General features: G+C 58.7%; 27 protein-coding genes. 15 read left to right on the top strand and 12 right to left on the bottom strand.

Annotation, left to right across the window (positions count from 1 at the left end):
• Window positions 1–117: 117 nt before the first annotated feature.
• Together BLV67_RS26420 and aroQ are read right to left on the bottom strand one after the other, a co-directional pair.
• The gene (locus tag BLV67_RS26420; RefSeq protein WP_069786469.1) at window positions 118–966 is read right to left on the bottom strand and encodes a shikimate dehydrogenase; all 849 of its coding nucleotides are present in this window, start codon (window positions 964–966) and stop codon (window positions 118–120) included.
• On the bottom strand, window positions 963–1,412 hold the full coding sequence (gene aroQ, locus BLV67_RS26415) for a type II 3-dehydroquinate dehydratase (RefSeq protein ID WP_056858207.1): 450 nt from the start codon (window positions 1,410–1,412) through the stop codon (window positions 963–965). The genes BLV67_RS26420 and aroQ overlap by 4 nt, the downstream gene beginning before the upstream one ends.
• An 81-nt stretch (window positions 1,413–1,493) precedes the next feature.
• Here aroQ and BLV67_RS32720 point away from each other — a divergent pair, with 81 nt between their 5' ends.
• The 3 genes from BLV67_RS32720 (at window position 1,494) to BLV67_RS26405 (ending at window position 2,702) form a co-directional block, all read left to right on the top strand.
• Entirely contained in the window at window positions 1,494–1,724 is a 231-nt protein-coding gene (locus BLV67_RS32720) for a hypothetical protein (protein ID WP_141722699.1), read from the top strand.
• 85 nt (window positions 1,725–1,809) lie between these two features.
• Window positions 1,810–2,238, top strand: coding sequence for a DUF4160 domain-containing protein (locus tag BLV67_RS26410; protein ID WP_065911123.1), 429 nt, complete (start codon window positions 1,810–1,812; stop codon window positions 2,236–2,238).
• Window positions 2,235–2,702, top strand: coding sequence for a DUF2442 domain-containing protein (locus BLV67_RS26405; protein WP_069786470.1), 468 nt, complete (start codon window positions 2,235–2,237; stop codon window positions 2,700–2,702). The genes BLV67_RS26410 and BLV67_RS26405 overlap by 4 nt, the downstream gene beginning before the upstream one ends.
• Before the next feature lie 38 nt (window positions 2,703–2,740).
• Here the strand turns inward: BLV67_RS26405 and trmA are convergent, their stop codons facing one another.
• Window positions 2,741–3,820 carry a tRNA (uridine(54)-C5)-methyltransferase TrmA gene (gene trmA / locus BLV67_RS26400; protein WP_065911125.1) on the bottom strand — a complete coding sequence of 360 codons (1,080 nt, stop codon included), beginning with the start codon at window positions 3,818–3,820 and terminating at the stop codon, window positions 2,741–2,743.
• A complete protein-coding gene (locus BLV67_RS26395; RefSeq protein WP_065911126.1) occupies window positions 3,817–5,112 on the bottom strand; it encodes an NCS2 family permease in 1,296 nt (431 codons plus the stop codon). The genes trmA and BLV67_RS26395 overlap by 4 nt, the downstream gene beginning before the upstream one ends.
• A gap of 209 nt (window positions 5,113–5,321) precedes the next feature.
• On the opposite strand from BLV67_RS26395, the gene BLV67_RS26390 reads away from it, so the two are divergent.
• From BLV67_RS26390 to BLV67_RS26375, 4 genes are all read left to right on the top strand, one after another.
• A complete protein-coding gene (locus BLV67_RS26390; protein ID WP_069786471.1) occupies window positions 5,322–5,765 on the top strand; it encodes a DUF4879 domain-containing protein in 444 nt (147 codons plus the stop codon).
• A gap of 96 nt (window positions 5,766–5,861) precedes the next feature.
• On the top strand, window positions 5,862–6,371 hold the full coding sequence (locus BLV67_RS26385) for a (2Fe-2S)-binding protein (RefSeq protein ID WP_069786472.1): 510 nt from the start codon (window positions 5,862–5,864) through the stop codon (window positions 6,369–6,371).
• Window positions 6,368–7,357, top strand: a complete 990-nt coding sequence (locus BLV67_RS26380) for an FAD binding domain-containing protein (protein WP_065911129.1) — start codon at window positions 6,368–6,370, stop codon at window positions 7,355–7,357. The genes BLV67_RS26385 and BLV67_RS26380 overlap by 4 nt, the downstream gene beginning before the upstream one ends.
• Window positions 7,354–9,537, top strand: a complete 2,184-nt coding sequence (locus tag BLV67_RS26375) for a xanthine dehydrogenase family protein molybdopterin-binding subunit (protein WP_069786473.1) — start codon at window positions 7,354–7,356, stop codon at window positions 9,535–9,537. Before BLV67_RS26380 ends, BLV67_RS26375 begins: the two co-directional genes overlap by 4 nt.
• Window positions 9,538–9,689: 152 nt before the next feature.
• Here the strand turns inward: BLV67_RS26375 and BLV67_RS26370 are convergent, their stop codons facing one another.
• Complete coding sequence (locus BLV67_RS26370) at window positions 9,690–10,928, bottom strand: MFS transporter (protein ID WP_069786474.1); 1,239 nt, start codon at window positions 10,926–10,928, stop codon at window positions 9,690–9,692.
• A 317-nt stretch (window positions 10,929–11,245) separates the two neighbouring features.
• Here BLV67_RS26370 and BLV67_RS26365 point away from each other — a divergent pair, with 317 nt between their 5' ends.
• From BLV67_RS26365 to BLV67_RS26355, 3 genes are read left to right on the top strand one after another with little or no spacing between them, the layout of a single operon-like run.
• On the top strand, window positions 11,246–12,685 hold the full coding sequence (locus BLV67_RS26365; protein WP_065911132.1) for a cytochrome ubiquinol oxidase subunit I: 1,440 nt from the start codon (window positions 11,246–11,248) through the stop codon (window positions 12,683–12,685).
• A gap of 1 nt (window position 12,686) precedes the next feature.
• A complete protein-coding gene (cydB, locus tag BLV67_RS26360; protein ID WP_056858218.1) occupies window positions 12,687–13,694 on the top strand; it encodes a cytochrome d ubiquinol oxidase subunit II in 1,008 nt (335 codons plus the stop codon).
• Between the two features lie 12 nt (window positions 13,695–13,706).
• Window positions 13,707–13,874, top strand: coding sequence for a DUF2474 domain-containing protein (locus tag BLV67_RS26355; RefSeq protein ID WP_010206690.1), 168 nt, complete (start codon window positions 13,707–13,709; stop codon window positions 13,872–13,874).
• A gap of 55 nt (window positions 13,875–13,929) precedes the next feature.
• Here the strand turns inward: BLV67_RS26355 and BLV67_RS26350 are convergent, their stop codons facing one another.
• Window positions 13,930–15,054 (bottom strand): methyltransferase, encoded by a 1,125-nt coding sequence (locus tag BLV67_RS26350; RefSeq protein ID WP_069786475.1) that lies wholly within the window; start codon window positions 15,052–15,054, stop codon window positions 13,930–13,932.
• A 167-nt stretch (window positions 15,055–15,221) separates the two neighbouring features.
• Window positions 15,222–15,932 carry a helix-turn-helix transcriptional regulator gene (locus BLV67_RS26345; protein WP_065911134.1) on the bottom strand — a complete coding sequence of 237 codons (711 nt, stop codon included), beginning with the start codon at window positions 15,930–15,932 and terminating at the stop codon, window positions 15,222–15,224.
• Between the two features lie 424 nt (window positions 15,933–16,356).
• Between BLV67_RS26345 and BLV67_RS26340 the strand changes: the two genes are divergently transcribed.
• Window positions 16,357–17,133: a ferredoxin--NADP reductase gene (locus BLV67_RS26340; protein WP_065911135.1), complete on the top strand. Its 777-nt coding sequence runs from the start codon at window positions 16,357–16,359 to the stop codon at window positions 17,131–17,133.
• A gap of 45 nt (window positions 17,134–17,178) precedes the next feature.
• Here the strand turns inward: BLV67_RS26340 and mscL are convergent, their stop codons facing one another.
• The gene (mscL, locus tag BLV67_RS26335; protein ID WP_056858221.1) at window positions 17,179–17,595 is read right to left on the bottom strand and encodes a large-conductance mechanosensitive channel protein MscL; all 417 of its coding nucleotides are present in this window, start codon (window positions 17,593–17,595) and stop codon (window positions 17,179–17,181) included.
• A 287-nt stretch (window positions 17,596–17,882) separates the two neighbouring features.
• Between mscL and BLV67_RS26330 the strand changes: the two genes are divergently transcribed.
• From BLV67_RS26330 to BLV67_RS26315, 4 genes are read left to right on the top strand one after another with little or no spacing between them, the layout of a single operon-like run.
• Entirely contained in the window at window positions 17,883–19,424 is a 1,542-nt protein-coding gene (locus BLV67_RS26330; RefSeq protein WP_069786476.1) for a catalase, read from the top strand.
• A 56-nt stretch (window positions 19,425–19,480) separates the two neighbouring features.
• Complete coding sequence (locus BLV67_RS26325) at window positions 19,481–20,020, top strand: ankyrin repeat domain-containing protein (RefSeq protein WP_069786477.1); 540 nt, start codon at window positions 19,481–19,483, stop codon at window positions 20,018–20,020.
• Between the two features lie 35 nt (window positions 20,021–20,055).
• Window positions 20,056–21,423: a DNA repair protein RadA gene (gene radA, locus BLV67_RS26320; protein ID WP_056858224.1), complete on the top strand. Its 1,368-nt coding sequence runs from the start codon at window positions 20,056–20,058 to the stop codon at window positions 21,421–21,423.
• 26 nt (window positions 21,424–21,449) lie between these two features.
• A complete protein-coding gene (locus tag BLV67_RS26315) occupies window positions 21,450–22,184 on the top strand; it encodes a hypothetical protein (RefSeq protein ID WP_017139307.1) in 735 nt (244 codons plus the stop codon).
• Window positions 22,185–22,209: 25 nt separating this feature from the next.
• On the opposite strand, the gene BLV67_RS26310 is transcribed toward BLV67_RS26315, so the two are convergent.
• From BLV67_RS26310 to BLV67_RS26295, 4 genes are all read right to left on the bottom strand, one after another.
• Entirely contained in the window at window positions 22,210–22,956 is a 747-nt protein-coding gene (locus BLV67_RS26310) for a sulfite exporter TauE/SafE family protein (protein WP_065911138.1), read from the bottom strand.
• 38 nt (window positions 22,957–22,994) lie between these two features.
• Complete coding sequence (locus BLV67_RS26305) at window positions 22,995–23,924, bottom strand: LeuA family protein (protein ID WP_065911139.1); 930 nt, start codon at window positions 23,922–23,924, stop codon at window positions 22,995–22,997.
• 25 nt (window positions 23,925–23,949) lie between these two features.
• Window positions 23,950–25,095, bottom strand: a complete 1,146-nt coding sequence (locus tag BLV67_RS26300; protein WP_069786478.1) for a mandelate racemase/muconate lactonizing enzyme family protein — start codon at window positions 25,093–25,095, stop codon at window positions 23,950–23,952.
• 386 nt (window positions 25,096–25,481) lie between these two features.
• Entirely contained in the window at window positions 25,482–25,850 is a 369-nt protein-coding gene (locus tag BLV67_RS26295) for a PilZ domain-containing protein (RefSeq protein WP_065911141.1), read from the bottom strand.
• Between the last annotated feature and the right edge of the window lie 171 nt (window positions 25,851–26,021).

The raw sequence follows: 26,021 nt of genomic DNA, 5'->3' as shown, positions 1-26,021 counted from the left end.
ATCAGTGTGGGAGCTGGCTTGCCTGCGATGACGGTGTGCCAGTCACATCAATAGTGACTGTTGAATCGCTATCGCAGGCAAGCCAGCTCCCACATTTTTTGATTTCGGTTTCGGCAGTCAGCCATTCATGCTCTGAAAGTGCGCCAGCATTCGCTGCGCATCCGGCGCCTCGCCACTGAACAGTTCAAACGCCTTCACCGCCTGAAACACCGCCATATTGCCGCCGTCCAGCGTGCGACAACCCAGGGCGCGGGCGTCGCGCAGCAGTTCGGTTTCCAGCGGGAAATACACGATTTCCGCGACCCACAGTTCGGCTCGCAACAGCGCCTGCGGCACCGGCGTGCCGGGCAGCTTGGCCATGCCCATGGGCGTGGTGTTCACCAAGCCATCCGCCTCGGCCATCGCGTTCTCCAGTTGGTTGCCAACCTGGGCGCGACCGGCACCAAAGCGCTGCGCAAGGTTATCCACCAGGTCGCGGGCGCGGGTCATGTCCACATCAAAAATACTCAAGTGCTGCACGCCTTGGGCCAGCAACGCATGGGCCACTGCTGCGCCCGCACCGCCGGCGCCCATCTGTACGACGCGCTCGCGCGCGACATCATGCAAGTTGCGCCGGAAACCTTCGGCAAACCCCAGGCAATCCGTGTTATGGCCAATGCGCTTGCCATCCTTGAACACCACGGTATTGACGGCGCCAATGCCTCGCGCCTCGTCAGACAATTCATCGAGCAGCGCCAGCACTGCCTGCTTGCACGGGTAGGTAATGTTCAAGCCGGTAAAGTGCATCAACTCGGCCGCGTCCAGCAGGTCGGGCAGGGCGTTGATGTTCAGTTGCAGGGCTTCCAGGTCGATCAACTGATACAGGTAGCGCAAGCCTTGGGCGTCGCCTTCCTGTTCATGCAGGGCGGGCGTGCGGGAGGCCTGGATGCCGGCGCCGATCAGGCCGGCGAGGATGCGCGGTTTCATCGGGCGGATCCTTTGAGGCTGTGGCTGAAGTGTTCCAGCGCCAGGTGATAACCATGGCTGCCAAAGCCTGCAAGCACCGCCTTGGCAATGGGCGACACAAACGAGTGGTGCCTGAACGCCTCGCGCGCATGCACATTGGATAAATGCACTTCAATCACCGGCACTTCACTGGCCACCAGTGCGTCGCGAATCGCTACGGAGGTGTGGGTCCAGGCCGCCGGGTTGATCACGATACCGGCGCAACGGGCGCGGGCACCGTGGATCCAGTCGAGCAGTTCACCTTCGTGGTTGGTCTGGCGAAATTCGATTTTCAACCCGAGGTTTTCCGCGCTGCGGCCGCACAGTGCGGCGATGTCGGCCAGGGTTTCATGCCCGTAGGTAGCAGGCTCGCGAGTGCCGAGCAGGTTGAGGTTGGGGCCGTTGAGCACCAGCACGATGGGCGGCATAAAGGGTATCTCCACACTTATTATTGGTTGTGTGGATAAAATGTACCGAATGGTTAATTTGGTCAATTGAAGGCGGCTGATGTGTTCGATTATCGAACGCTTATTCGCAGGCATACCCCGCAGCATCAAATTCACTATCGATTGAAAAATCAACGCACAGCATGGGTATTGGCTGGCGCGGATTCAGTTGAAGTATTACGCGGGGTTGCTGAACGAGCAGGACTTGCGGGCGTTGGCAGGGTATTTCCAGCCGTCGGCATGAGTGGTTACAACCCCGTGTTCGCGGGGTTGTTCGTCGTTACTAATCTGTGAAACAGCTTCGCAAGGATGGAGCCGGTTGTCGGGTGCCACGGAAAAATTGTTACCTGACGGAAAATAACCTAACGGATGGGTTACGATGAAAGTAGGTGCTTACAAGGGATATGTGATTTCAGTGTTTTTGCGGGATGAACACTGCCCGCCCCACGTTCATGTGAGGGGCATGGCATGGGATGCGCGTTTTCGTTTCAGCTTTGTGGATGCAGACGTGGAGTTGTGGGATGTGGAGCCGGATCGCAGGCGGCCATCTACTGCGCTCCTGAAGGAAATACGCGAGGCGATCATGCAGCCGCATTACCTGGCGCGGGCACGCAGGATCTGGTGGGAGAAACTGCAAACGGTTTGCCTGGAGAATCATTCCTGGGATTGGGACGCCGATGAGGTATTGCCGGGGTTGATCATTCAGCGCGGTGTTTATGTGATTGCACGTGCCCGGCACGATGTTGTGGGGCAGAAGACAATTTTGAATCTGGTCAGGGCACCAGGTTTTGTGGAGATTGATTTATGAAAAAAATCGTAAAAGCCAAAGTCGTGCCCTACAAGCCGCTCACTGAGGCCGATGTCGATAAGGCAATCGCCCGTGGGCGCAAGCTCAAACGTCTGTACGCCAATGCCAGCAACGTGCGCTATGAACACGAGTGCATTTCCATCGGCTTCAGCGACGGCAGCCGCGTCATGTTGCCGGTGGCCGGGCTGCCGGAGTTCGAAGGGTTTTCCCTGGAGGACTTTCAGCAACTGGAGGTCGGCTTTGGCGGCAAGGCGCTGTGCTGTGAGGCGCAGGATCTGGACGTGTCGATCACCGGCCTCATCGCCACCAGCCAGCCCTTGATGGACCTGGCAACAAGCATGGTAGCGTCGCGTAACGGTCGCAAGAGCAGCGCCGCCAAAACCGCTGCCGCCCGAGCCAATGGCAAGAAAGGCGGTCGGCCACGCAAGGAGCCGGTAGATAACGGTGATTCAACAGATGCATGAAAACCCGGTGTGGTCGCTGGCTTGCCAGCTCCCACAGTTTACCGGCGGGTCAATAACACCCCGGACTCCATATGGTGCGTCCACGGGAACTGGTCAAACATCGCACACTGGGTAATCCGGTGCGTGTCATGCAGTTGCGCAATGTTTGCCGCCAACGTCTCCGGGTTGCAGGAGATGTACAGGATGTTGTCAAAACGTCGGGTCAGTTCGCAGGTGTCCGGGTCCATGCCGGCGCGCGGTGGGTCGACGAAGACGCTACCGAATTCGTAGCTTTTCAGGTCGATGCCGTGCAGACGGCGGAACGGTCGAACTTCGTTGAGTGCCTCGGTGAGCTCTTCGGCAGACAGGCGCACCAGGGTGACGTTAGCCACTGCGTTTTCATCAAGGTTGCTTAAGGCCGCATTCACCGAGGTCTTGCTGATTTCGGTGGCCAGTACCTTACGCACACGGGTTGCCAGTGGCAGGGTGAAATTGCCGTTGCCGCAATACAACTCCAGCAAATCATCCGGGCGATCGCCCAAGGCTTCATAGGCCCAGTTGAGCATCTTCTGGTTCACGGTGCCGTTGGGCTGGGTGAACGCGCCCTCGGGTTGGCGGTAGCTGAAGGTGCGCCCGCCGACCTCGAGCTTTTCCACCACGTAGTCATGGCCGATCACATCGCGCTTGCCCTTGGAGCGGCCGATGACGCTGACATTCAAGTCCGCTGCCAGCTTGTTCGCAGCAGTGTGCCAATGCTCGTCCAGCGGGCGGTGATAGCACAGGGTAATCATCGCGTCGCCGGCCAGTGTGGTCAGGAACTCCACTTGGAACAGCTTGTGGCTCAAGGCTGCGCTGGCTTGCCAGGCGGCTTTGAGTTGCGGCATCAACTGGTTGATGCGTTGGCTTGCGATCGGGAATTGTTCGATCAGGATCGGCGTGCGTTTGTCGTCCTGGGAGAACATCGCGTAGTGGCGCTCACCGCCTTCGCGCCACAGGCGGAACTCCGCGCGCAGGCGGAAGTTCTGCAGCGGCGAATCGAAGACCTGCGGTTCAGGTGCGTCGAACGGTGCCAACAGGTCACGCAAGCGCGTGACCTTGTCTTGCAGTTGAGCGGTGTAGCTTGTGGCGTCAAAAGTCATGCGTTGAACCAGCCCAGCTTGATCACAAACAGAATCGACAGGATCACCAGTGCCGGGTTCAGCTCACGGTAGCGGCCCGAAAGCAGCTTGATGGCGGTCCAGGCGATGAAACCGAAGGCGATGCCGTTGGCGATGGAGTAAGTGAAAGGCATCGCCAGGGCGGTGACCACCACCGGCGCTGCAACAGTAATGTCGTCCCAGTCGATTTCGGCCAGGCCCTGGGTCATCAGCACGGCCACGAACAGCAGCGCCGGCGCGGTGGCAAATGCTGGAACACTGGCGGCCAGTGGCGAGAAGAACAACGCCAGCAAGAACAGGATGGCGACCACAATGGCGGTCAAACCGGTACGGCCACCGGCACTCACGCCCGCAGCCGACTCGATGTAGCTGGTGGTGGTCGACGTACCCAGCAGCGAACCGGCCATGGCGGCGGTACTGTCGGCGATCAGTGCACGGCCCATTTTCGGCATGTGGCCGTCCTTGCCCATCAGGCCGGCGCGTTTGGCCACACCGATCAGGGTGCCGGAGTTGTCGAACAGGTCAACGAACAGGAAGGCGAAGATCACGCTGACCAGGCCGATATCCAGCGCGCCTTTGATATCCAGTTGCAGGAAGGTCGGCGCCAGGGACGGTGGCATCGAGGTCACGCCGCCGAACGGAGTGAAGCCCATCACGATAGACACGATGGTCACCGCCAGGATGCCGATCAGCACCGCGCCGCGTACCGCCAGGGCTTCCAGCGCCACGATCAGCGCGAAACCCAAGGTAGCGAGGATCGGCGCCGGTTGTTTCAGATCGCCGAGGCCGACCATGGTGGCCGGGTTGCTGACCACGATACCGGCGTTGTGCAGGGCGATCAGCGCCAGGAACAGGCCGATACCGGCGGCAATCGCCGAACGCAGCGGCAGCGGGATGCTGTTGATGATCCACTCACGGATGCGGAAGATCGACAGCAGGAAGAACAACACCGCCGAAATGAATACCGCGCCCAATGCGACTTGCCAGGTATGGCCCATGTGCAGGACCACGGTGTAGGTGAAGAAGGCATTGAGGCCCATGCCCGGCGCCAGCGCGATCGGGTAGTTGGCAATCAGGCCCATCACGGTCGAACCGATGGCGGCGGCCAGGCACGTGGCGACGAACACCGCGCCCTTGTCCATGCCGGTCTCGCCGAGGATGCTCGGGTTCACGAACAGAATGTAGGCCATGGCCAGAAAGGTCGTGATACCCGCGAGAATCTCGGTGCGCACGTTGGTGTTGTGTGCTTTGAGTTGAAACAGCTTTTCCAGCATGCCGGCTCCCTGTGACGCTATTTTGCGTCGTTATTTGTTGACCTCTAAGTCAAAGCACAAACTGCGCCAAGCGCCTGTGGTTTCAGAGAGGATCGGAAAAAGCGGCGCATGATACCAGCAGCCGACGCGATGTGGCGGATAGGCTGCGTATTCTCGAATCTGGCCTTGAGGCATACTGCGCCGACGTTAAACACAGGGTCGTTATCAGCATGAAAAAAGCCAACGCCAGCAGTCTAGCTCTGTTCGCCTTAATCGGCCTGGGGCTCGTGGCACCGGCGTGGGGCGCGGCTGCACCGCCCTTGAGCGAGGTGCGGGTATTCAAGGTCGAATCGGCACGTTGCACGGAAATCATCCCCACGGGCGTGACGACCACCCAGATGTGCACCCATCGTGGGCAGACCAGGGTTTCGGTGATGGAAGTCGGCCTGGGCAAAAGCCCGATGGGGCGCTTCAATGGCGCCGAATTGAATGGGCAACGCACGCCGGTGTGTCAGGTGGGCAACATCAGCGAAGTCTGTAACGGCGCAGGCACTGTGATGGGCTACATCTATGTGTTTGACCTGAATGTCCAGGCCCAGGGCTGGTTCGAATACAGCAATATCTCGATCAATGGCGCGCAAAACACCTTGAAACTCGAGTTCAACATCCTCTGATCAATCCCCTTGAACGCTCACTACCTCGGGAAGTCGTAGCCCTAAGACGGCGACTTTCCTGAACGCCGCGGAAGTGCACCAACCCGTGAGGTGTTTATGAGCGCGAACCCTAATGGCACGACGACCCAACCGTTCGTCAGCCACCCGATACGCCTGACCCTGAATGGCCAAGACCGCCAGCTGCAGGTGTTGCCCTGGACCACCTTGCTGGACCTGCTGCGCGAACAGCTGGATCTGGTGGGTAGCAAAAAAGGCTGTGATCACGGCCAGTGCGGCGCCTGCACGGTGTTGCGCGATGGCAAACGTATCAACGCCTGCCTGACCCTGGCGGTGATGTGCGACGGTGCCGAATTGACCACCATTGAGGGCCTGGCCGACGGCGACCGGTTGCACCCGATGCAACAGGCCTTTATCCAGCATGACGCGTTCCAGTGCGGCTACTGCACGCCAGGGCAGATTTGCTCCGCCGTCGGCCTGGCCAATGAGGGCCGCGCCCACAACACCGGGCAAATCCAGGAACTGATGAGCGGTAACCTGTGCCGCTGCGGGGCCTACAGCAATATTCGCGATGCCATTGAGGACGTCGTGCTGGGAGGTGACCAATGAACCCCTTCCAGTACAGCAAGCCGGCCGATGTGCAGGAAGCCGTGCACCTGAGCAGCGCGACGTCGCGGTTTATTGCCGGTGGCACCAACCTGCTGGACTTGATGAAAGAAAACATCAGCCGCCCCGAACACCTGATCGACATCACCGGTTTGGCGCTCAACGGCGTAGAGGAGACCGCCGACGGCGGGGTGATGATCGGCGCGTTGGTCAGCAATGCCGACCTGGCCTGGCACCCGCTGATCGAGGCGCGCTACCCATTGCTGTCCCAGGCCATCCTGGCGGGCGCCTCGCCGCAACTGCGCAATATGGCCAGCACCGGCGGTAACCTGTTGCAACGTACCCGTTGCTACTATTTTTATGATGCCAGCGTGCCGTGCAATAAGCGTGAGCCTGGCAGTGGCTGCCCGGCGCGCGCGGGGTTGAACCGCATCCATGCGATCCTCGGCGCCAGCGAACACTGCGTGGCCACCCATCCCTCGGACATGTGCGTCGCCCTGGCAGCGCTGCAGGCGCGGGTGCATGTCGAAGGGCGTGGCGGTGCACGGGTGATCGAGTTTGCTGATTTTCATCGGCTGCCTGGCGATACGCCCGAGCGCGACAACCTGCTGGCCGACGATGAGCTGATCACCGCCATCGAACTGCCGCCTGACCGTCTCGCCAACCATAGCCACTACCTGAAAATTCGTGACCGTGCGTCCTACGCCTTCGCGCTGGTCTCCGTTGCCGCCGCGCTGGAACTGGAAGGCGACACCATCGTCGATGCGCGCCTGGCCCTTGGCGGTGTGGCCCACAAACCCTGGCGCGATCGCGCCGTGGAAGCCGCGCTGATCGGGCAGGCGGTCAGCCGCGAAACCTTCAGCCAGGCCGCTGACGCCTTGCTGCAGGACGCCGAACCCTTGGAACACAACCGCTTTAAAATCAAGCTGGCACGCCGCGCAATTATCCGTGCCCTGAGCGACGCCGCTGTCGCAGGAGAACGCCCATGACCGCCGTCGGCAAACCCCTGGACCGTGTTGACGGTCTGCTCAAGGTCACCGGCCAGGCGCGTTATGCCGGTGAGTTTCCAGGCAACGACTTGCTGCATGGCAGTGTTGTCTCAAGCACGATTGCCAAGGGCCGGGTGATCCGGATCGACGCGTCCAAAGCCCTGGCGCTGCCGGGCGTGGTCAGCGTGCTTGATCATCTGAACCGCCCCAAACTCGCCAGCTACGATGAGGCTTTCGCCGACGCCGATGCGGCCGACGGCTCGCCGTTTCGCCCGCTGTATAACAACCGCGTGCTTTATAACGGGCAACCCTTGGCCCTGGTGATCGCCGACAACCTTGAACTGGCGCGGCACGCTGCCTCGCTGGTCGAGATCGAATACGCGAGCGAGGCATTTGCCACTGACCTTGCGGCCTTGCAGGAGCAGGCGCACCCCTCGCCGCAAACGCCGCCCAAGCCACGGGGCAACTTCCAGGCTGAATGGGCTGCCGCCGCCGTCAGCCTGGATATGCACTACAGCACGCCCATCGAGCACCACAACCCGATGGAACCCCACGCCAGCACCGTGCTGTATCAGCCGGACGGCACCCTGCATATCCACGACAAGACCCAGGGCCCGCAGAACTGCCAGGCCTACGTGCAAAAAGTCTTCGGCCTGGATAAAAGCCAGGTAAGGATTTTTGCCGCATTCGTCGGCGGTGCCTTTGGCTCGGGCCTGCGCCCGCAGTATCAATTGCCGCTGGCGGTGATGGCAGCGCTGGCGCTCAAGCGTTCGGTGCGCGTCACCTTGACCCGTCAACAGATGTTCACGTTCGGCTACCGCCCGCGCACCCTGCAGCGTTTGCAACTGGGCGCTGCTGCCAATGGTCGCCTGTTGGCGTTGGGCCACACCGCGATTGGCCAGACCTCGCGCTTCGAAGATTTCAGCGAGCACGTGGTGGAGTGGAGCGGCATGCTCTACCACTGCGACAACGTGCAACTGACCTATAAACTGGTGCCCCTGGACGTGTCCACGCCGTTGGACATGCGCGCGCCGGGCGCCGCGCTGGGCGTGATTGGCCTGGAATGTGCGATGGATGAACTGGCCTGCGCCCTGGGGATGGACCCTGTGCAACTGCGCCTGATCAACTACGCCGAGCGCAACCAGAACGAAGACAAACCCTGGTCGAGCAAAGCCCTGCGCGAGTGTTACCGCGAAGGCGCCGAGCGCTTCGGCTGGAGCCAGCGCAACCCCGAGCCGCGCAGCATGCGTGACGGCAACCAGTTGATCGGTTGGGGCATGGCCGGTGGTGTGTGGGAAGCCCTGCAGATGAAGGCCAGCGCCAAGGCGCAGTTGGATGCCCAAGGCCAATTGACCGTCAGCAGCGCCACCACCGATATCGGCACGGGCACCTACACGGTGATGACCCAGATTGCCGCGCAAACCAGCGGTGTGGCGATGGCCGATGTGCATTTTCTGCTGGGTGACTCGTCGTTACCCACGGCGCCGTTACAGGGCGGCTCGTTTACCGTCTCGTCCGTCGGCACAGCCGTACAGCAGGCCTGCCAAGCGCTGAACGCCAAGCTGCTGGCGATTGCCCGGCAGACTTACCCGGTGTTCAAAGACGCAGGAACTGTGCGCTTTGAAGACGGCCAATTGCACACAGGGGACGTGAGTGTGTCCCTGGCGCAACTGGTCAAGGACAGTGGCGAAGAGGTAGTAGCCGTCCAGGTTGACAGCCAGCCGGACAAAAAGCGTGAAGGCTATGCGACGGCGACCCATTCGGCGGTGTTTGTCGAGGTTCAGGTCGACGAAGACCTGGGCACGATCAAGGTGCGTCGGGTGGTGAGCGCCATTGCCGCCGGGCGAGTGGTCAACCCGAAAATGGCCCGCAGCCAGATCCTCGGCGGCGTGGTCTGGGGCATCGGCATGGCACTGCATGAAGAGACCCAGGTCGACCATCAGCTGGGGCGCTACATGAACCACAGCCTGGCCGAGTACCACATCCCGGTAAATGCCGACATCGGCGACATTGAAGTGATTTTTGTCGACGAACACGACGAAATCGTCAACGCCCTGGGCTCCAAGGGCGTGGGTGAAATCGGCATTGTAGGGGTGGCGGCAGCAGTGGCAAATGCGATTTACCATGCCACCGGCAAGCGGGTGCGGGAATTTCCTATCACCCTGGATAAGGTGCTGTAACCCGGTCTTCAAGCCACAGAAGATCAAAATGTGGGAGCGGGCTTGCTCGCGAATGCGGCGTGTCAGATACACATTCAGTGACTGACACACTGCATTCGCGAGCAAGCCCGCTCCCACATTGACTGCATTTCAACATCAGGTTCACCGGTGGCTCAGGCCTTGGTTTCTTCCACCGGCACATGCATCCGATCGCGGTTGGCCAGGGTCGGAAACAGCTTGATCCACACCCCCGTCACCAACAACGTACCAATCCCGCCCATGACCACGGCGGGCACGGTGCCGAACCAGTGGGCGGTAATCCCCGATTCAAACTCGCCCAGTTGGTTGGATGCGCCGATAAACAGGCCGTTGACCGCACTGACCCGCCCGCGCATTTCATCCGGGGTCTCCAGCTGCACGAACGAAGCGCGGATCACCATGCTGATCATGTCCGCCGCGCCCAGCACCACCAATACCGCCAGGGAGAACCAGAACGACGTCGACAGGCCGAACGCAATGGTTGCCACGCCAAACACACCGACGGCGGTAAACATCACGCGCCCGACATGCCGGTCTACCGAGAACCTCGCCAGCCACAGTGACATCAACAACGCGCCTACCGCCGGTGCCGAACGCAACAGGCCCAGCCCCCAGGCGCCGGTCAGCAGAATGTCCTTGGCGAACACCGGCAGCAACGCCGTGGCGCCGCCCAGCAATACGGCGAACAGGTCCAGCGAGATGGCACCGAGAATGTCCGGGCGGCTGCGAATAAAGCGGATCCCGGCCAGCAGCGAATCCATGGTTGCCTTGGCTTTATTGAGCGGTGTCTGGCGCGCGGGCAGGTTGAGGGTCAGTACGCAGGCGATCAGGTACAGCACCACGGTTGGGCCATACACCCACACGCTGCCAAACGCATAGAGCAAACCGCCCAGCGCCGGCGCGACAATGGTGGCCAGTTGCTGCGCCGATTGCGACGAGGCCACGGCACGCGGGAACAGCGCGCTGGGCACGATGCTCGGCAGCAGCGCTTGGGTGGTGGGCATCTCAAACGAGCGTGCAGCGCCGAGCAGGAAGGCGAGGATGAAGATCATTTCGCGGGTCACGTTGCCGGTCAGCCCGCCGATGGCCAGGGATAAGGCAATCAACGCCTGCACGGTCTGGCAGATGGCGGCGACCTTGCGCCGCTCATAGCGATCGGCCACGTGGCCTGTGTGCAACATGAACAGCACGCGTGGAATAAACTCCACCAGGCCGACCAAGCCCAGGTCCAGCACATTGCCGGTCAGTTGGTAGAGGTTCCAACCGATGGCCACAGTAAGCATCTGGAAACCGCTGGCGGTGAAGATGCGCGCGAGCCAGAACGCGATGAAAGGGCGGTGGTGACGCAACAGCAACGCAGGTTCACTAGGCATCGGGAAGTCAGGTCAGGAGCAGAGGGAGCGGGCAGATTAGCATCAAGCTGTAACAAATAGTTGCAAGAACTGAGCTGAGGCAACCTGTCACGCGTCAATGAACCACACGGCTTTCGTCCGAAAATGGGGCTACTCTTTCAGCAATGCTTGATCCAGATCAAAACCGGCCCCGGGATTGGTCTGGCGGCCGCAAGGCCAGAATCCCTACGTGATGGGTAAAAAAAGAAACGAATTGAAATTCGCCACACTCCATATCCGTGGGGGCAGTGGGTGCAGGCTCCCGCCAGCAGCCGGTATTACCTGACAGAGGAAGACTTATGTTCGGTTTGGAGGCGCTAGATCTCGCCCGAATTCAATTCGCGTTCACCATCTCGTTTCACATCCTGTTCCCGGCGATCACCATCGGCCTGGCCAGTTACCTTGCGGTGCTGGAAGGCTTGTGGCTCAAGACCCATAACGACACCTACCGTGACCTCTACCATTTCTGGTCGAAGATCTTTGCCGTCAACTTCGGCATGGGGGTGGTTTCGGGCCTGGTCATGGCCTATCAGTTTGGCACCAACTGGAGTCGCTTTTCGGACTTCGCCGGTGCCGTCACCGGGCCGCTACTTACGTACGAAGTGCTCACGGCCTTCTTCCTTGAGGCGGGTTTTCTCGGGGTGATGCTGTTCGGCTGGAACAAGGTGGGGCGCAAGCTGCACTTCTTTGCCACGGTGATGGTGGCCGTCGGTACGCTGATCTCGACCTTCTGGATTCTGGCCTCCAACAGCTGGATGCAGACCCCGCAAGGCTTTGAAATCATCGACGGCCGGGTGATTCCCACCGACTGGCTGGCGGTGATCTTCAACCCGTCGTTCCCCTACCGCCTGATGCACATGGCCACGGCCGCCTTTGTGGCCACCGCGTTCTTCGTCGGTTCTTCGGCAGCCTGGCATTTGCTGCGCGGCAAGGACAACCCGGCGATCCGCACCATGCTGTCGATGGCGATGTGGATGGCCCTGATTGTGGCGCCTATTCAGGCGGTGATCGGTGACTTCCATGGCCTCAACACCTTGAAGCACCAACCGGCGAAAATTGCCGCGATTGAAGGCCACTGGGAAAATATCGGCAATGAGCCGACGCCGCTGATCCTGTTCGGCTGGCCCGACATGAAGGCCGAGAAAACCAAATACGCGGTGGAGATTCCGTACCTCGGCAGCCTGATCCTGACCCACTCCCTGGACAAACAGGTGCCGGCGCTCAAGGAGTTCCCGCCTGAAGACCGTCCTAATTCGACCATTGTGTTCTGGTCGTTCCGGGTCATGGTCGGCCTGGGCTTCCTGATGATCTTCACCGGTCTGTTCAGCCTGTGGCTGCGCCGGGGCGACAAGATGTATACGTCCAAGCCGTTCCTGTACCTGGCGTTGTGGATGGGCCCGTCCGGCCTGATCGCGATTCTTGCCGGTTGGTTCACCACCGAAATCGGCCGACAGCCGTGGGTGGTCTATGGGTTGATGCGCACGGCGGATGCTTCCTCCGGGCATAGCCTGGCGCAGATGACCATCACGCTGGTGTTGTTCGTGGTGGTGTACTTCGCACTGTTCGGCGCCGGGTTGGGCTACATGATGCGCCTGGTGCGCAAAGGTCCGCAGACCCACGAAGGCAGCGAGCCGACCCATGGCGGCCCTGGCCAGAAACGTACACCGGCCCGTCCGTTGTCCGCCGCCGATGACGGCAGCGACGACGACCACGCCCACATCCAGCACAAGGGGAATTGAGATGGGTATTGATCTTCCGCTGATCTGGGCCGTGATCATCATCTTCGGCATCATGATGTACGTGGTGATGGACGGTTTCGATTTGGGCATCGGCATCCTCTTTCCGTTTATCCCTGGCAAAGTCGACCGTGACGTGATGATGAACACCGTCGCACCGGTATGGGACGGCAACGAAACCTGGCTGGTACTCGGTGGCGCGGCATTGTTTGGCGCGTTCCCGCTGGCCTATTCGGTGGTGCTGTCGGCGCTGTACCTGCCGCTGATCCTGATGCTGATCGGGCTGATCTTCCGGGGCGTGGCCTTTGAGTTCCGCTTCAAGGCCAAGGACGACAAGCGTCACCTGTGGGACAAGGCGTTTATCGGTGGCTCCATCGCCGCGACGTTCTTCCAGGGCGTGGCGCTGGGGGCGTTTATCGATGGCATTCCGGTGGTGAATCGCCAGTTTGCCGGCGGTTCGCTGGATTGGCTCACGCCATTTACCCTGTTCTGCGGCGTCGCACTGGTGGTTGCCTATGCCTTGCTCGGCTGCACCTGGCTGATCATGAAAACCGAAGGCAAGTTGCAGGAGCAGATGCACAACCTGGCGCGGCCCTTGGCCTTTGTGGTGCTGGCAGTGATCGGCATCGTCAGTTTGTGGACGCCGCTGGCGCACCCGGAAATCGCTTCGCGCTGGTTCACCCTGCCGAACCTGTTCTGGTTCCTGCCGGTGCCGATCCTGGTGCTGGTGACCATGTACGGCTTGATCCGCGCGGTGGCACGTAATGCGCACTACACGCCGTTCCTGCTGACGCTGGTGCTGATCTTCCTCGGCTACAGTGGCTTGGGTATCAGCTTGTGGCCGAACATCATTCCGCCTTCCGTGTCGATCTGGGACGCTGCCGCACCGCCGCAGAGCCAGGGCTTCATGCTGGTGGGCACGTTGTTCATCATCCCGTTTATCCTGGGCTACACCTTCTGGAGCTACTACGTGTTCCGCGGCAAGGTCACCCACGAAGACGGCTACCACTAGGAGGGTCGTTGTATGTCCGGCAAACCTTCGTTACACGAGATTGAACAGGCCGAGAAACAGCCGCTGTGGCGGCGCCTGGGGTGGCTGGCGATGATCTGGACCGGCAGCGTGCTGGCCCTGTTCGTCGTGGCCAGCCTGATGCGCATGTTCATGAATGCGGCCGGCCTGACCACTCACTGATATCCCGATCCGGGCTTCGCGGCCCGGTTTTCCAGCCCTCGCTACGAGGGCTTTTTTATTTGCGGGCTTTGAGAATGACGAACTTCGGCGTGGCGGCGACTTGTTCAACGCCACGGAACAAACGCGCCAATTTGCTGTGATAACCCAGGTGGCGGTTGCCGACGATATAAAGGGCACCGCCCACTACCAGGGCTTCGCGCGCCTGCTGGAACATGCGCCAGGCCAGGAAGTCGCCGACCACCTGTTGTTGGTGAAACGGCGGGTTGCACAGCACCACGTCCAAAGATTGCGGTTCCTGGCCCGCGAGGCCATCGGCGGCGCGTACGGTGACCTCGCGCGCACCGAAGGCGGCCTGCCAGTTTTCGGCCGCTGACTGCACGGCCATGTAGGACTCATCCACCAGGGTGTACTGCGCGTCGGGGTTTTGCAGGGCGCTGGCAATTGCCAACACGCCGTTGCCGCAGCCCAGGTCCGCGACGCGCGCGCTGCCGAGGTTGGTTGGCAGGTGCGGGAGGAAGGCGCGGGTGCCGATGTCCAGGCCTTCGCGGCAGAATACATTGGCGTGGTTCAACAGCTCGATGGCCGGTGTGTCTAGTGTGTAGCGAGTAGGGTAGGGCGAGACGGCAGCCGGGCGGTCTTCAGCCGTGGCGATCAGCAAACGGGCTTTTTTCATGGCGAGGGAGGCGTGCATCGGGCCGATATAGCGCTCCAGCAACTCGCCCGCCGCCCGTGGCAGGTGCTTGATCATTGCGCCGGCAATGACTTGAGCGCCTGGCGCCAACTGCCCTTGCAGGCGGATCAACTGTTCTTCCAGCAGGGCCAGGGTCTTTGGCACGCGGATCAGCACGCGGTCGAACGGCCCGGCCGGCAGCTGGCTGGCGGGCACGAATGCCACGGCATCAAAGGCCTTGCCGTTGCGTACCAGGTTTTTTTCCAGACCCTGGGCCGCCAAAAACGAGTCGCCGCTGGACGTGACCTGCACCTGGCCTTCAAGGCTGGCCGCCAAGGCGCCGAAGCTGTCGTTGAGCACCAGTACACGGGTTGCCGCGCCAGGCTGCTGCTCGGCCAGGTAGCTGAGCAGGTACTCGTCGGCGGCATCGAAGGCCTGCAACGGGTCATTGTGTTGCTCTGGCTGGCGAATCAGGTCGAGCTGGGCGAAGGGGCTGTCAAGCAGGGGCATGGCGGGGGGAGCTCTGGGTCATCGATGGGGCGGCAGCGGGCACGGGAGGCCGGCGCAACCATCTGAGTGAACAACGAAGTGGCACCCATGCGCCGTATCAACACTCAGAATTGGCCGTAAATGTTACTTTTTTTTCGGCGGGATTACATGCGGTGTTTCTTCAGCGGTTAAAACAACCCGGCTTTGGAGGCGCAAAGCACGGCCGCAATCTTGTTATTGACCCCAAGTTTTCTCAAGCAACTGCTGATATGGAAGCCTACGGTGCGCTCCGACAGGCACAGGATCATGGCAATTTCGCACGCCGTCTTGCCCAAGGCTGAATACCTGAGGATTTCTGTTTCTCGTGGCGTCAACTTGCAAGGCGCCGTGACGCTGGTTTTTCCGGCATATTCTTGTGCCACCGCCGCGTGCATCACGTGGCAAAGCCAGAGGACCTGGCCGGCTTTCTCGTAAAGCTCTTCCGGGCTGACTTCGCCGTTACTGCGGCCCAGGGTGAGCATGCTGAACACGCCTTGAAAGTCGTGAACGGCCTGGGTCCACCCCAAATGCACACCAAAGGATTGGGCCAACGACCATAGGTGCGGCGTGGTGTTGAATGTTTTTTCATCCCACACGATGGGCATCACACTGCTTTTGCAGTGGGCGACGACCGGATCAATGTCAAAGAAATGCGCTTGTTTGTAGACGTTGTTCCATTCGCTTGGGTAGTTATTGAAGTGAATGGGTTTTGTTTGAGTGCCTGATTGTTGTGAGCTCATCGTGAATGAGCAGTATTGGAACCCGAGCTCATAGGTGTGATTGATCACCATCTCATAAATAGTGCTGATCTTGTTCTCACCTTCCAGTTTGGGGAGTCGTGTATTGCGCCAGTTGACCATCGGTAACTCTCCATAGTGTTGTTGCCTGGGCACGTCCTATCTCCCAGCGGGTACGGAAAACAGTGTAGGACAAAGCCTACAGCTCGTAGCGTGAAAAAAATTTACTGATTGTTCGTATTTTCTTTGTTTAATACTTATACGCCGAGCGATCTTTTGTACATGCATCGCTGTTGCACCGAAATATCTAATAAAATTAATATTTTGGCAGTGATATTAAATTGATAGCGGTTTAACTACACAGTGACAGGCAATGGCCTGTTGGAAGGTGAGAAATAGCTAAATGTTTAGTTGGACTGGATAGATTCGATTTGAGCGTTAACACGCGAACGGCTCCCCCGTGCACGTGGCAATGCCAGTACAAACCACCGGTGTTTCCCTGCGCGACTTTGAGGGACACTAGGGCACCTGTTCAACGGAGCCCCTCATGACGGCCAGTGCTGAGAAATTTACCTGCCAGACCTTGCTCGAGGTGCAATCGCTGACGCCCAGCCTGTTTACCCTGCGCACCACCCGTGATCCGGGCTTTCGGTTTACCGCCGGCCAGTTTGTGCGCTTGGGCGTGACCAAGGCGGACGGCAGCACGGTGTGGCGCGCCTATTCCATCGTGTCCTCGCCATTTGACGAACACTTGGACTTCTTCTCTATTGTGGTTCCGGGAGGCGAGTTCACCAGTGAATTAAGCCGCCTGAAGGTGGGCGATACCTTGATGGTGGAGCGCCAAGCCACTGGCTATCTGACCTTGAACCGCTTTGTGGACGGGCGTGATCTGTGGCTGCTGGGTACCGGCACCGGGGTGGCACCGTTTTTGTCGATTCTGCAGGACTTCGAGGTCTGGGAGAAATTCGAGCGCATCGTGCTGGTGTACAGCGCCCGAGAGGCCAAGGAGCTGGCGTATCAGTCGCTGATTGACACGCTGGGCGAGCGTGAGTACCTGGCCGAGTACGCGCATAAGCTCACCTACATTCCCATCGTCACTCGTGAGCAGCACCCAGGGGCGCTCAACGGGCGCATCACCACGCTGATCGAGAATGGCGAGCTGGAGCGCGCTGCCGGCGTAGCACTGACCCCGGAGCACTCTCGCGTGCTGATCTGCGGCAACCCGCAGATGGTCGATGACACCCGCCAATTGCTCAAGCAGCGCGACCTGCAACTGAGCCTGAGTCGGCGCCCTGGGCAGGTGGCGGTGGAAAACTACTGGTAATAAAAAAGGCGCCTGAAACAGGCGCCTTTTCCAGGTAAACACGGGTTAAAGCGGCTTGTCGTTCTGTGCTTTGAGCAGATCACGGATCTCACCCAGCAGCAGCTCTTCCTTGGTCGGCGTCGGCGGCAGGCTTGGGGCTACAGCTTCTTCGCGTTTCAGGCGGTTGATGGCTTTCACGCCCATGAAGATGGCGAAGGCGACGATCACGAAGTCGATGACGCTCTGGATAAACTTGCCATACGCCAGGACCACGGCGGGCACGTCACCCTGCGCGGCCTTGAGGGTTATCGCCAGGTCCCCGAAGTCCACACCACCGATCAGCAGACCAATGGGTGGCATCACCACGTCGCCTACAAACGAGGAAACGATTTTTCCGAACGCGGCGCCGATGATGATACCGACGGCCATATCGACCACATTACCTTTGACCGCGAAGGCCTTGAACTCACTGATCACGCCCATAGGTTATTCCTTGTTACAGATGAGAAGGGTGGAGGTCAGTGTAAGTCAGTCGTAGCCTGCTCGCTCGACACAACCGTTAACACTGTCAATTTTTATCGACCCATTAAATCGCAAATAGTTTGCAAAGTGCCACCAATCGCGCGCGGAATACGCTTCAATTCAGGGTCTTACCACACTTTTTTCTTAATCAGCCCGGTGGTGTTTTTCTATTTATCTTCTGACCCGCAGGTCACTAGCCTCTGGCAAGCACAACTGAATGTGCGCTAAAAAAACCAGAGGAAACCTCGATGAACACGTCAATGAGCCGCGGGCCTGTTTCAGCGCGATATGCGCTGGCACTGGTCACTGTCAGCCTGCTGTCCCTTTCCGTACACGCCGCCAACCTGACCCGCGATAACGGCGCCGCCGTGGGGGACAATCAGAATTCACAAACCGCCGGGGCCAATGGCCCGGTGCTGTTGCAAGACGTGCAACTTATTCAAAAGCTGCAGCGCTTTGACCGTGAACGTATCCCGGAGCGCGTGGTTCACGCTCGTGGCACCGGCGGCCACGGCACGTTTACCGTTACTGACAACCTCAGCGACTTGACCAAAGCCAAAGTCTTCGCAGCCGGTGAAGCCACCCCTGTCTTCGTGCGTTTCTCGGCGGTGGTGCACGGCAACCATTCCCCGGAAACCCTGCGTGACCCGCGCGGTTTCGCCACCAAGTTCTACACCAGCGAAGGTAACTGGGACCTGGTAGGCAATAACTTCCCGACGTTCTTTATCCGCGACGCCATCAAGTTTCCGGATATGGTCCATGCGTTCAAACCTGACCCGCGCACTAACCTCGACGATGACTCCCGTCGTTTCGACTTCTTCTCCCATGTTCCAGAATCCACCCGCACACTCACCGAGTTGTATTCCGACTCCGGCACGCCCGCCAGTTATCGCGAAATGGACGGCAACGGCGTACATGCCTACAAGTTGATAAACGCCAAGGGCGAAGTGCACTACGTCAAGTTCCACTGGAAGAGCCTGCAGGGCATCAAGAACCTGGACCCCAAGCAAGTAACCGATGTGCAGGGGCGTGACTACAGCCATATGACTAACGACTTGGTCACTCACATCAACAAAGGCGACTTCCCCAAGTGGGACCTGTACGTGCAAGTGCTCAAGCCTGAGGATTTGGCCAAGTTTGATTTCGACCCACTGGACGCCACCAAGATCTGGCCTGGCGTACCGGAGCGCAAAGTCGGGCAGATGGTGCTGAACCGCAACCCGGCCAACGTCTTCCAGGAAACCGAGCAAGTGGCCATGGCCCCGGCCAACCTGGTGCCGGGCATTGAGCCGTCGGAAGACCGCCTGCTGCAAGGTCGGGTGTTCTCCTACGCCGACACGCAGATGTACCGCCTGGGGCCGAACGCCCTGCAACTGCCGATCAACGCACCTCGCGTCACCGTCAACAACGGTAACCAGGATGGCGCAATGAACACCGGCAAGACCACCACGGGCGTGAACTACCAGCCAAGCCGCCTGCTGCCGCGTGAAGAGCCGCAAGCCGCGCGCTACAGCCAGTCGGCGCTGTCGGGCAGCACCCAGCAGGCCAAGATCCAGCGCGAGCAGAACTTCAAACAGGCCGGTGACTTGTACCGCTCCTATAGCAAGAAAGAGCGTCAGGACTTGATCGACAACTTCGGCGGCTCCCTGGCCACCACCGATGACGAAAGCAAGCACATCATCCTGTCGTTCCTCTACAAGGCTGACCCTGAGTACGGCACTGGCGTGACCAAGGTGGCAAAAGGCGACCTGGCGCGCGTCAAGGCGCTGGCAGAAAAACTGACTGACTGACGTTGGTGACGGTCGGCGCCCGCTGATGGGCGTCGACCCCGAGCTGGAGAAAACCCATGCGAATTTCTATCGGTTTACTGATGGCCATGCTGGCCTTTGTCGTCCATGCCGAGTCGCCCGACCCGGTCGCGCTCAAGGCCCAGTTGCAGAACTACTATTTCGACGCCGCCCGCCGTGGCGATATCGACATGCTCAACACCTTTATCGAATCCGGCTACAGCCTCAACACCCAGGATGACAAGGGTTACACCGCGCTGATCCTTGCCGCCTACCACGGCCAGGCTCCGTTCGTGGAACGCCTGCTCAACGCCGGCGCCGACGCCTGCGTGCAAGACAAACGCGGTAACACCGCCCTCATGGGCGCGATCTTCAAAGGCGAGCTGAAAATCGCCCAGCGCCTGCTCGCCACCGACTGCAACCCCGACCAGCGCAACGGCGCCGGGCAGACCGCCGCCATGTACGCCGGGCTGTTCAAGCGCGTTGAGTTGCTGGATGAGTTAAAGGCCAAAGGCGCCGACCTTAACGCCGAAGACCCGATCGGCAATAGCGCTTCACGTTTGGCCAGTGGTGAAATCCGGACCCCGGCGCCGCGCTGAGCTATCATCGCGGTTTTTCGGTTGGAGGTTCTCAAATGGCAAAGGCCAAGCGCATGTACGGCTGCACCGAGTGCGGCGCGACCTTTCCCAAGTGGGCCGGCCAGTGCACCGAGTGCGGTGCATGGAACACCCTGACGGAAACCATGATCGAAAGCGGCGGCGCTGCAGCCCCCACCGGCCGTGCCGGCTGGACCGGGCAGCAGGCGCAGATCAAGACGTTGGCCGAAGTCAGCGTCGAAGAAATTCCGCGTTTCTCCACCGCGTCCGGGGAGCTGGACCGCGTACTGGGCGGCGGGCTGGTGGACGGCTCGGTGGTGCTGATCGGCGGCGACCCCGGCATCGGCAAATCGACCATCCTGCTGCAAACCCTGTGCAGCATTGCCAGCCGCATGCCGGCGCTGTACGTCACGGGTGAGGAGTCCCAGCAGCAAGTGGCCATGCGCGCCCGTCGCCTGGGCTTGCCCCAGGATCAACTGCGGGTCATGACCGAAACCTGCATCGAAAGCATCATCGCCACGGCGCGCATCGAAAAACCCAAGGTCATGGTGATCGACTCGATCCAGACGATTTTCACCGAGCAGCTGCAATCGGCACCCGGCGGCGTGTCCCAGGTGCGCGAAAGTGCGGCGCTGCTGGTGCGGTATGCCAAGCAGAGCGGTACGGCGATTTTTCTGGTGGGCCACGTGACCAAAGAGGGCGCCTTGGCCGGGCCGCGAGTGCTTGAGCATATGGTCGACACCGTGCTGTATTTCGAAGGCGAATCCGATGGTCGTTTGCGTTTGCTGCGGGCCGTGAAGAACCGCTTTGGCGCGGTCAATGAGTTGGGCGTGTTTGCCATGACCGACCGGGGGTTGAAAGAAGTCTCCAACCCGTCAGCCATTTTTCTCACACGTGCCCAGGAAGAAGTGCCGGGAAGTGTGGTGATGGCGACGTGGGAAGGCACTCGCCCGATGTTGGTGGAAGTGCAGGCGCTGGTGGATGACAGCCACTTGGCCAACCCGCGCCGGGTCACCCTCGGCCTGGATCAGAACCGTTTGGCAATGCTGTTGGCGGTGCTGCACCGTCACGGCGGTATTCCCACCCATGACCAGGACGTATTCCTCAACGTGGTCGGCGGGGTCAAGGTGCTGGAAACCGCCTCCGACCTGGCGTTGATGGCGGCGGTGATGTCCAGCCTGCGCAATAAGCCGTTGCCCCATGACTTGCTGGTGTTTGGTGAGGTCGGCCTGTCGGGCGAGGTGCGCCCGGTGCCGAGCGGCCAGGAGCGTTTGAAGGAAGCGGCCAAGCACGGCTTCAAGCGCGCGATCGTACCCAAGGGCAATATGCCGAAGGAATCGCCGCCGGGAATCAAGATTATTGGCGTTACGCGGCTGGAACAGGCGCTGGATGCACTGTTCGAATAACCGTGAAGCAATCAGGGATGAACGCAATGCAACAGACCAATCGTTGGGGGGTATGTGCCCTGTTCGTGGCCTTGCTCGGGTTGTCGGGCATTGCCTTGGCTGAGTCGGCCCCACTGCCGGCCGGTTACCGCCTGGCCCAGGAACTGGCGACAGCAGACGGCAGCGTGCTGCAGGTGCTGGAAGACCAGCGCATCAGCGCGCAGTTGCATAAAGACAGCTGGGGCAATGGCCTGGATGAGGACTCATTTGACGAGCCCGGCGATCTGGTGGAAAACCCGTTGCTCAATGCCCAGGTACGTTTGCTGTCGGCGTCCGGCGCTGTGCTTGCGCACGACGATCTTGGCTACCCCTTGGCGAAGGTCAAGAAGGCCCCGCTTAAAGGCCTGCCGGACACTGTGTACTTTTTGAGCATCGACCAGACGGCGCCGATGGGCAGTTACAGCGGCCCGGCGACTCAGCTGCTGCTGCCGGCCAAACAGCAACTCAAACCAATGAGCTATAAGGGCTCGGCCGGCAAGGTCGAGCCGCTGACCCTGGCCCAGACCGGCAAAGCCGCCTGGCAGATCGCTACGTCAGCCGCCGGCGGTACGGATGAGTTACTGCAGGTCTCGTCCTTTATGGACGGTGACGGCGACGATGATTTCGCAACCCGCTACACGACCTATCGTTTTATCGATGGGCAATGGCAGGCCGTGTCGCGTCAGAAGGCGGGTTATTGGGACACGGAAAGCGAATTCCCCCCGAGTGCCGCGTTTCCCTGAGTGTCGCTTTTGCGTGAGAGCGTCACTACCAGAAGATCATTTTCAACGCCAAGGCAATCACGACTACGTTGAAAGCGCTTTCCATCCACTTATCGCCTTTCTGAAGAGCAAACTTGGCGCCCGCATTGGCGCCAAATAGCGTGCCTATGATCAGGCAACACCCGTACTGCCAATTAATAATTCCGCTGACACCGAATATTATTAACGAGCCGACTGAGAGGATGAGGCCACCCACCTTACGTGTGCCAACTGACTCACTGATCGTTTTTTTAAAAAATATAATATACAAATAAGTTGATAGCTTGGCCTGCCCGCCGAACAGGCCGCCGATCATGCCGACGGGAATAAACAGGATATACCCGCAAAAGCGCCTGAGCGAAGAAGGGGCCGTCTTCGGCGAGTGAGGCTTCCTGATGAGTGAAAGCCCCACCAGTAGCAGTGTCAGACCGCCAATGATTTTATGCAGCAGCGCCGGATCTATTTGCACGAGCAGACTTGCACCGACCAAGGCGCCAGCCAACCCAAGTGCGGCGGCGGGGGCCGCTAACCTGTAATCCACTTTTCCATTGTTATGAAAGTGTCTTAATCCGGCAAACATCGTCCCTACCGATGCCAGACGGGCTGTCGCTATCGACGCCTGTGGGGATATTCCGAGCCAGATCATCACCGGCACTGTTAGAAATACACTGCCGCCGGTATTGGTGCCGATAAAACCCGTCATAACACCCAGTACGACCAACCCTGCGCCTATCAGCCACTCATGCTCAATCATATTGAAAGACCTGCATCCCTGATGAAGTGCATTAATTGTTATTCGTTCAAGTAGAGGGGGTCTACCCAATGGTAGCAATTGCGGTCCCTGCTATTAGCGGTTAGGTGCAGTTTTGCGGTGTGCACAAAGCTATATTCACCAATGATCGGACGACGGCGATCAAAGGTGTCGCCTATCGCTTTTGAAACAAGACTACTGAGTTTTAATACCTTTTGGCTTTTGCCGCTGCACAATATTGAATTGAAATGAAGATTTGTAATCAGTAGACATGTCTCAGTGATACCGCAACGTTCGCCGATGCCATTCACGGTGCACGACACAAAGGTAGCGCCTGCTTCGATGGAGGCCAGTGTATTTGCCATTGCCAAACCTCTGTCATCATGGAAGTGCACTTCTAAGTCAACGTTGGGTAATGCCTGTTTAATCAGCTGAACTGTGGATCGAACCTTGAAAGGCTCACAGATGCCCAGTGAGTCGGCATAACATATGCGGTCGGCGCCGGCGGTTTCGGCGATTTTATAGGTTTCAATCAATGCTGCCAGATCAGTTCTTGAGGCATCCTCAATGGTGTATCGCACGTTCAGCCCTAGCGATTTAGCATATAGGATGCTACGCCTGACAAGTTCTTGTATCTCTTCTTTTGTTTTTCTGAGCCTGTATTTTTGGGAGGCCTCATTAATGCCTGCAAATATCCCTATCCAATTAGCCCCCGTTGCGTAAACGGCATCAATGTCATCGCGATGCGCACGCGAGTGCGCCAGTATGTTTTTCGCCAGCCTCGACTTTACCAGTGAGGTGACTCGGTCAAACTCCTGCTTTGATGCATAGGGGTGACCGGCTTCGATAAAGTCGATGCCTGCATCCGCGAGTGCTTGGCCAATGGCCAGCGTCGACTTGATTGTCAGCTTGACGCCTGGCGCTTGATTTCCTTCTCGCAGCGTTGAGTCGACAAGCGTAATAAATGTCATCACAAGCAATCCATTGTCATGAGGGTTAGCGGTGCATTGAGTGTTCGACGACTTTGCATTGTGACGAATACGTCAACAATTTATCTTCGTTGACTTCAACGCCGAGTCCGGGTTTGTCGATAGCGAGTGTTACTCTGCCATCGCAAAATGAATAACCGCTTTCATCAACAATATCATCGGCGAACCTCTCGGCAGGACAGCCATAGCCGGTGGTTGCCACATCTTTGAGCGTGGCAACAAAATGATGAAGAGCTGCAGTGCCAATTCCGAAGGGGTGCATGCTACCCGTGCTGACTTGCAGATCTGCAACTTCAGCAGCGGCACACAGTCGACGTGAGGCTAATATTCCGCCGGATTTGAAGGGTTTCAGACATATAGCGTGTGCTGCATTGAGGCTAATGATGTCCTTCAGATCCCTAGGGGTAAACAGGCTTTCATCGGCAATGATAGTCGTTGCTACATTCCGCTTTACTTCCGCTAACCCAGCGATATCATGACCTGGCGTTGGTTGCTCGACAGCGAAAACGCCATACTGCTCAATTCGCTTTATAAATTGGATGGCGGTGGGGACGTCGTAGGCGCAGTTGGGGTCTACTTCGAGCTCAAAGTGATCGCCTAGCGCATGTCTAACCGCTTTGAAACACGCGTAGTCATCTTCCAGTACCCCGGAACCTTTGAGTGTCAATCGGTTATAGCCCTGTGCCTGTAGTTCAAGTGCCCGCTCAGTCACCTCCCTGGCGGAGGCAAATGGCAAACTTCGACTGACGGTATAGCTGAGGTTGTATGCACCGCCCAACAAGTTGCAGACTGGAATGTTAAGCACTTTGCCCGCGAGGTCTAACAGAGCATGATCAATCGCACACTTGGCAAATAGATGCCCTTTGATCAGCGTGTCGAGTTGGCTCATGATAACTTCGAATGCGCAAGGGTCTTTTCCAATGATTGCCGGGCATAGATAACTTTCAAGGACGGCCAACATGGTTTCGGGAGTATCACCTTGAGCAGGATAGCGTCTTGAGATAATTCCGGACTCTCCCCAACCTACCAAGCCAGTATCGGTGGTTAACTTTAATACTATATGCCGCCCCTTCGGGGTTATGTTGGTAGCGGTTTGGTAGGGGTTTTTATAGGGGATTTCGGTCAAGAAGATTTCGGCTTTGGCAATAAGCATGCTTTAACATCCTGTTAGAGGGCCGGGCTGGAAGGACAGGTGAAATGTAGTTTATTAACTGTGTTTTTATCAAGCGCGCGAACCGTATCGTCTTAATGATCGATCATGAAAATAATTTCATTATTGGAAGTGTTGCTTTTTAAAGAAAGGAGCGGCGTTGCATATTTTTCCCACCGAATTCAATGTGGATTGAGTTGTTACAGTTTTAATTAAAATGACGTATGTCGTTTTTGTGAAGGGTTTATATGTTTCCAGGTGGTCGTGCAGGCGGGGTTGTTATGATGATTTGATCTAAAGGTATGACTTTTATTGATGAGGATGTAGCGGAGGCTGGCGGGTGAGTGGATCTATTCAGACACCCGTCGCCTCTGCGGTTTAGAGGGTTTTCAAATCTCTAACAAGGCGCCCAGCTCACGCTCCAGTTCTTCATGATCGCCCACATTCAGCTCAATCAACCGCCGCAAATGGCTGATCGACTCCAAGTCTATGTGCTCACACACAAACCCCAACTGCCCATGATCATCGTGGGCCAGCCTTACCTGCATCTTTATATGCGCCTGCGGATCCAGACGGATATCCACAGCAAACAGCTGAGTGTGATCGCCCTGCCAATCATCAGGGCGCTGCACCAACAAACCTTTGAGCGACAGATCCACCAATTGCACCGGCCAATTCCAGTGGTCTTGCGCAATAGTCGTTCGGGCATCAAAGGCTATACGCCGGAAACGGCGGCGATCGGACGGGTGTTCGCTCATGGTCAAACCCTCTGTGGATAAGGGAATTGTAGCCCTGCGCCATCATCGGGCGTTTATTTCTGCTTTTTTTACGGTTGCAAGGCTCTAGACCAACGTAGGGGGCTGGCCTTTAGGGCCAACAGCGCTAAACTCGGGCTGGCTGTCTTTCTGTCCACCCTGGCTGGAATATAA

Origin of the sequence: Pseudomonas salomonii (assembly GCF_900107155.1) — a bacterium.
GTDB lineage: Bacteria > Pseudomonadota > Gammaproteobacteria > Pseudomonadales > Pseudomonadaceae > Aquipseudomonas > Aquipseudomonas salomonii.
The sequence above is the reverse complement of the archived record's forward strand: the minus strand, read 5'-3'. Positions and strand labels throughout refer to the sequence as shown.

Coding starts and splice junctions, on each gene's coding strand:
- BLV67_RS26420 (WP_069786469.1), bottom strand. CDS start 966: ATGAAACCGCGCATCCTCGCCGGCCTGATCGGCGCCGGCATCCAGGCC.
- aroQ (WP_056858207.1), bottom strand. CDS start 1,412: ATGCCGCCCATCGTGCTGGTGCTCAACGGCCCCAACCTCAACCTGCTC.
- BLV67_RS26410 (WP_065911123.1), top strand. CDS start 1,810: ATGAAAGTAGGTGCTTACAAGGGATATGTGATTTCAGTGTTTTTGCGG.
- BLV67_RS26405 (WP_069786470.1), top strand. CDS start 2,235: ATGAAAAAAATCGTAAAAGCCAAAGTCGTGCCCTACAAGCCGCTCACT.
- trmA (WP_065911125.1), bottom strand. CDS start 3,820: ATGACTTTTGACGCCACAAGCTACACCGCTCAACTGCAAGACAAGGTC.
- BLV67_RS26395 (WP_065911126.1), bottom strand. CDS start 5,112: ATGCTGGAAAAGCTGTTTCAACTCAAAGCACACAACACCAACGTGCGC.
- BLV67_RS26390 (WP_069786471.1), top strand. CDS start 5,322: ATGAAAAAAGCCAACGCCAGCAGTCTAGCTCTGTTCGCCTTAATCGGC.
- BLV67_RS26385 (WP_069786472.1), top strand. CDS start 5,862: ATGAGCGCGAACCCTAATGGCACGACGACCCAACCGTTCGTCAGCCAC.
- BLV67_RS26380 (WP_065911129.1), top strand. CDS start 6,368: ATGAACCCCTTCCAGTACAGCAAGCCGGCCGATGTGCAGGAAGCCGTG.
- BLV67_RS26375 (WP_069786473.1), top strand. CDS start 7,354: ATGACCGCCGTCGGCAAACCCCTGGACCGTGTTGACGGTCTGCTCAAG.
- BLV67_RS26370 (WP_069786474.1), bottom strand. CDS start 10,928: ATGCCTAGTGAACCTGCGTTGCTGTTGCGTCACCACCGCCCTTTCATC.
- BLV67_RS26365 (WP_065911132.1), top strand. CDS start 11,246: ATGTTCGGTTTGGAGGCGCTAGATCTCGCCCGAATTCAATTCGCGTTC.
- cydB (WP_056858218.1), top strand. CDS start 12,687: ATGGGTATTGATCTTCCGCTGATCTGGGCCGTGATCATCATCTTCGGC.
- BLV67_RS26355 (WP_010206690.1), top strand. CDS start 13,707: ATGTCCGGCAAACCTTCGTTACACGAGATTGAACAGGCCGAGAAACAG.
- BLV67_RS26350 (WP_069786475.1), bottom strand. CDS start 15,054: ATGCCCCTGCTTGACAGCCCCTTCGCCCAGCTCGACCTGATTCGCCAG.
- BLV67_RS26345 (WP_065911134.1), bottom strand. CDS start 15,932: ATGGTCAACTGGCGCAATACACGACTCCCCAAACTGGAAGGTGAGAAC.
- BLV67_RS26340 (WP_065911135.1), top strand. CDS start 16,357: ATGACGGCCAGTGCTGAGAAATTTACCTGCCAGACCTTGCTCGAGGTG.
- mscL (WP_056858221.1), bottom strand. CDS start 17,595: ATGGGCGTGATCAGTGAGTTCAAGGCCTTCGCGGTCAAAGGTAATGTG.
- BLV67_RS26330 (WP_069786476.1), top strand. CDS start 17,883: ATGAACACGTCAATGAGCCGCGGGCCTGTTTCAGCGCGATATGCGCTG.
- BLV67_RS26325 (WP_069786477.1), top strand. CDS start 19,481: ATGCGAATTTCTATCGGTTTACTGATGGCCATGCTGGCCTTTGTCGTC.
- radA (WP_056858224.1), top strand. CDS start 20,056: ATGGCAAAGGCCAAGCGCATGTACGGCTGCACCGAGTGCGGCGCGACC.
- BLV67_RS26315 (WP_017139307.1), top strand. CDS start 21,450: ATGCAACAGACCAATCGTTGGGGGGTATGTGCCCTGTTCGTGGCCTTG.
- BLV67_RS26310 (WP_065911138.1), bottom strand. CDS start 22,956: ATGATTGAGCATGAGTGGCTGATAGGCGCAGGGTTGGTCGTACTGGGT.
- BLV67_RS26305 (WP_065911139.1), bottom strand. CDS start 23,924: ATGACATTTATTACGCTTGTCGACTCAACGCTGCGAGAAGGAAATCAA.
- BLV67_RS26300 (WP_069786478.1), bottom strand. CDS start 25,095: ATGCTTATTGCCAAAGCCGAAATCTTCTTGACCGAAATCCCCTATAAA.
- BLV67_RS26295 (WP_065911141.1), bottom strand. CDS start 25,850: ATGAGCGAACACCCGTCCGATCGCCGCCGTTTCCGGCGTATAGCCTTT.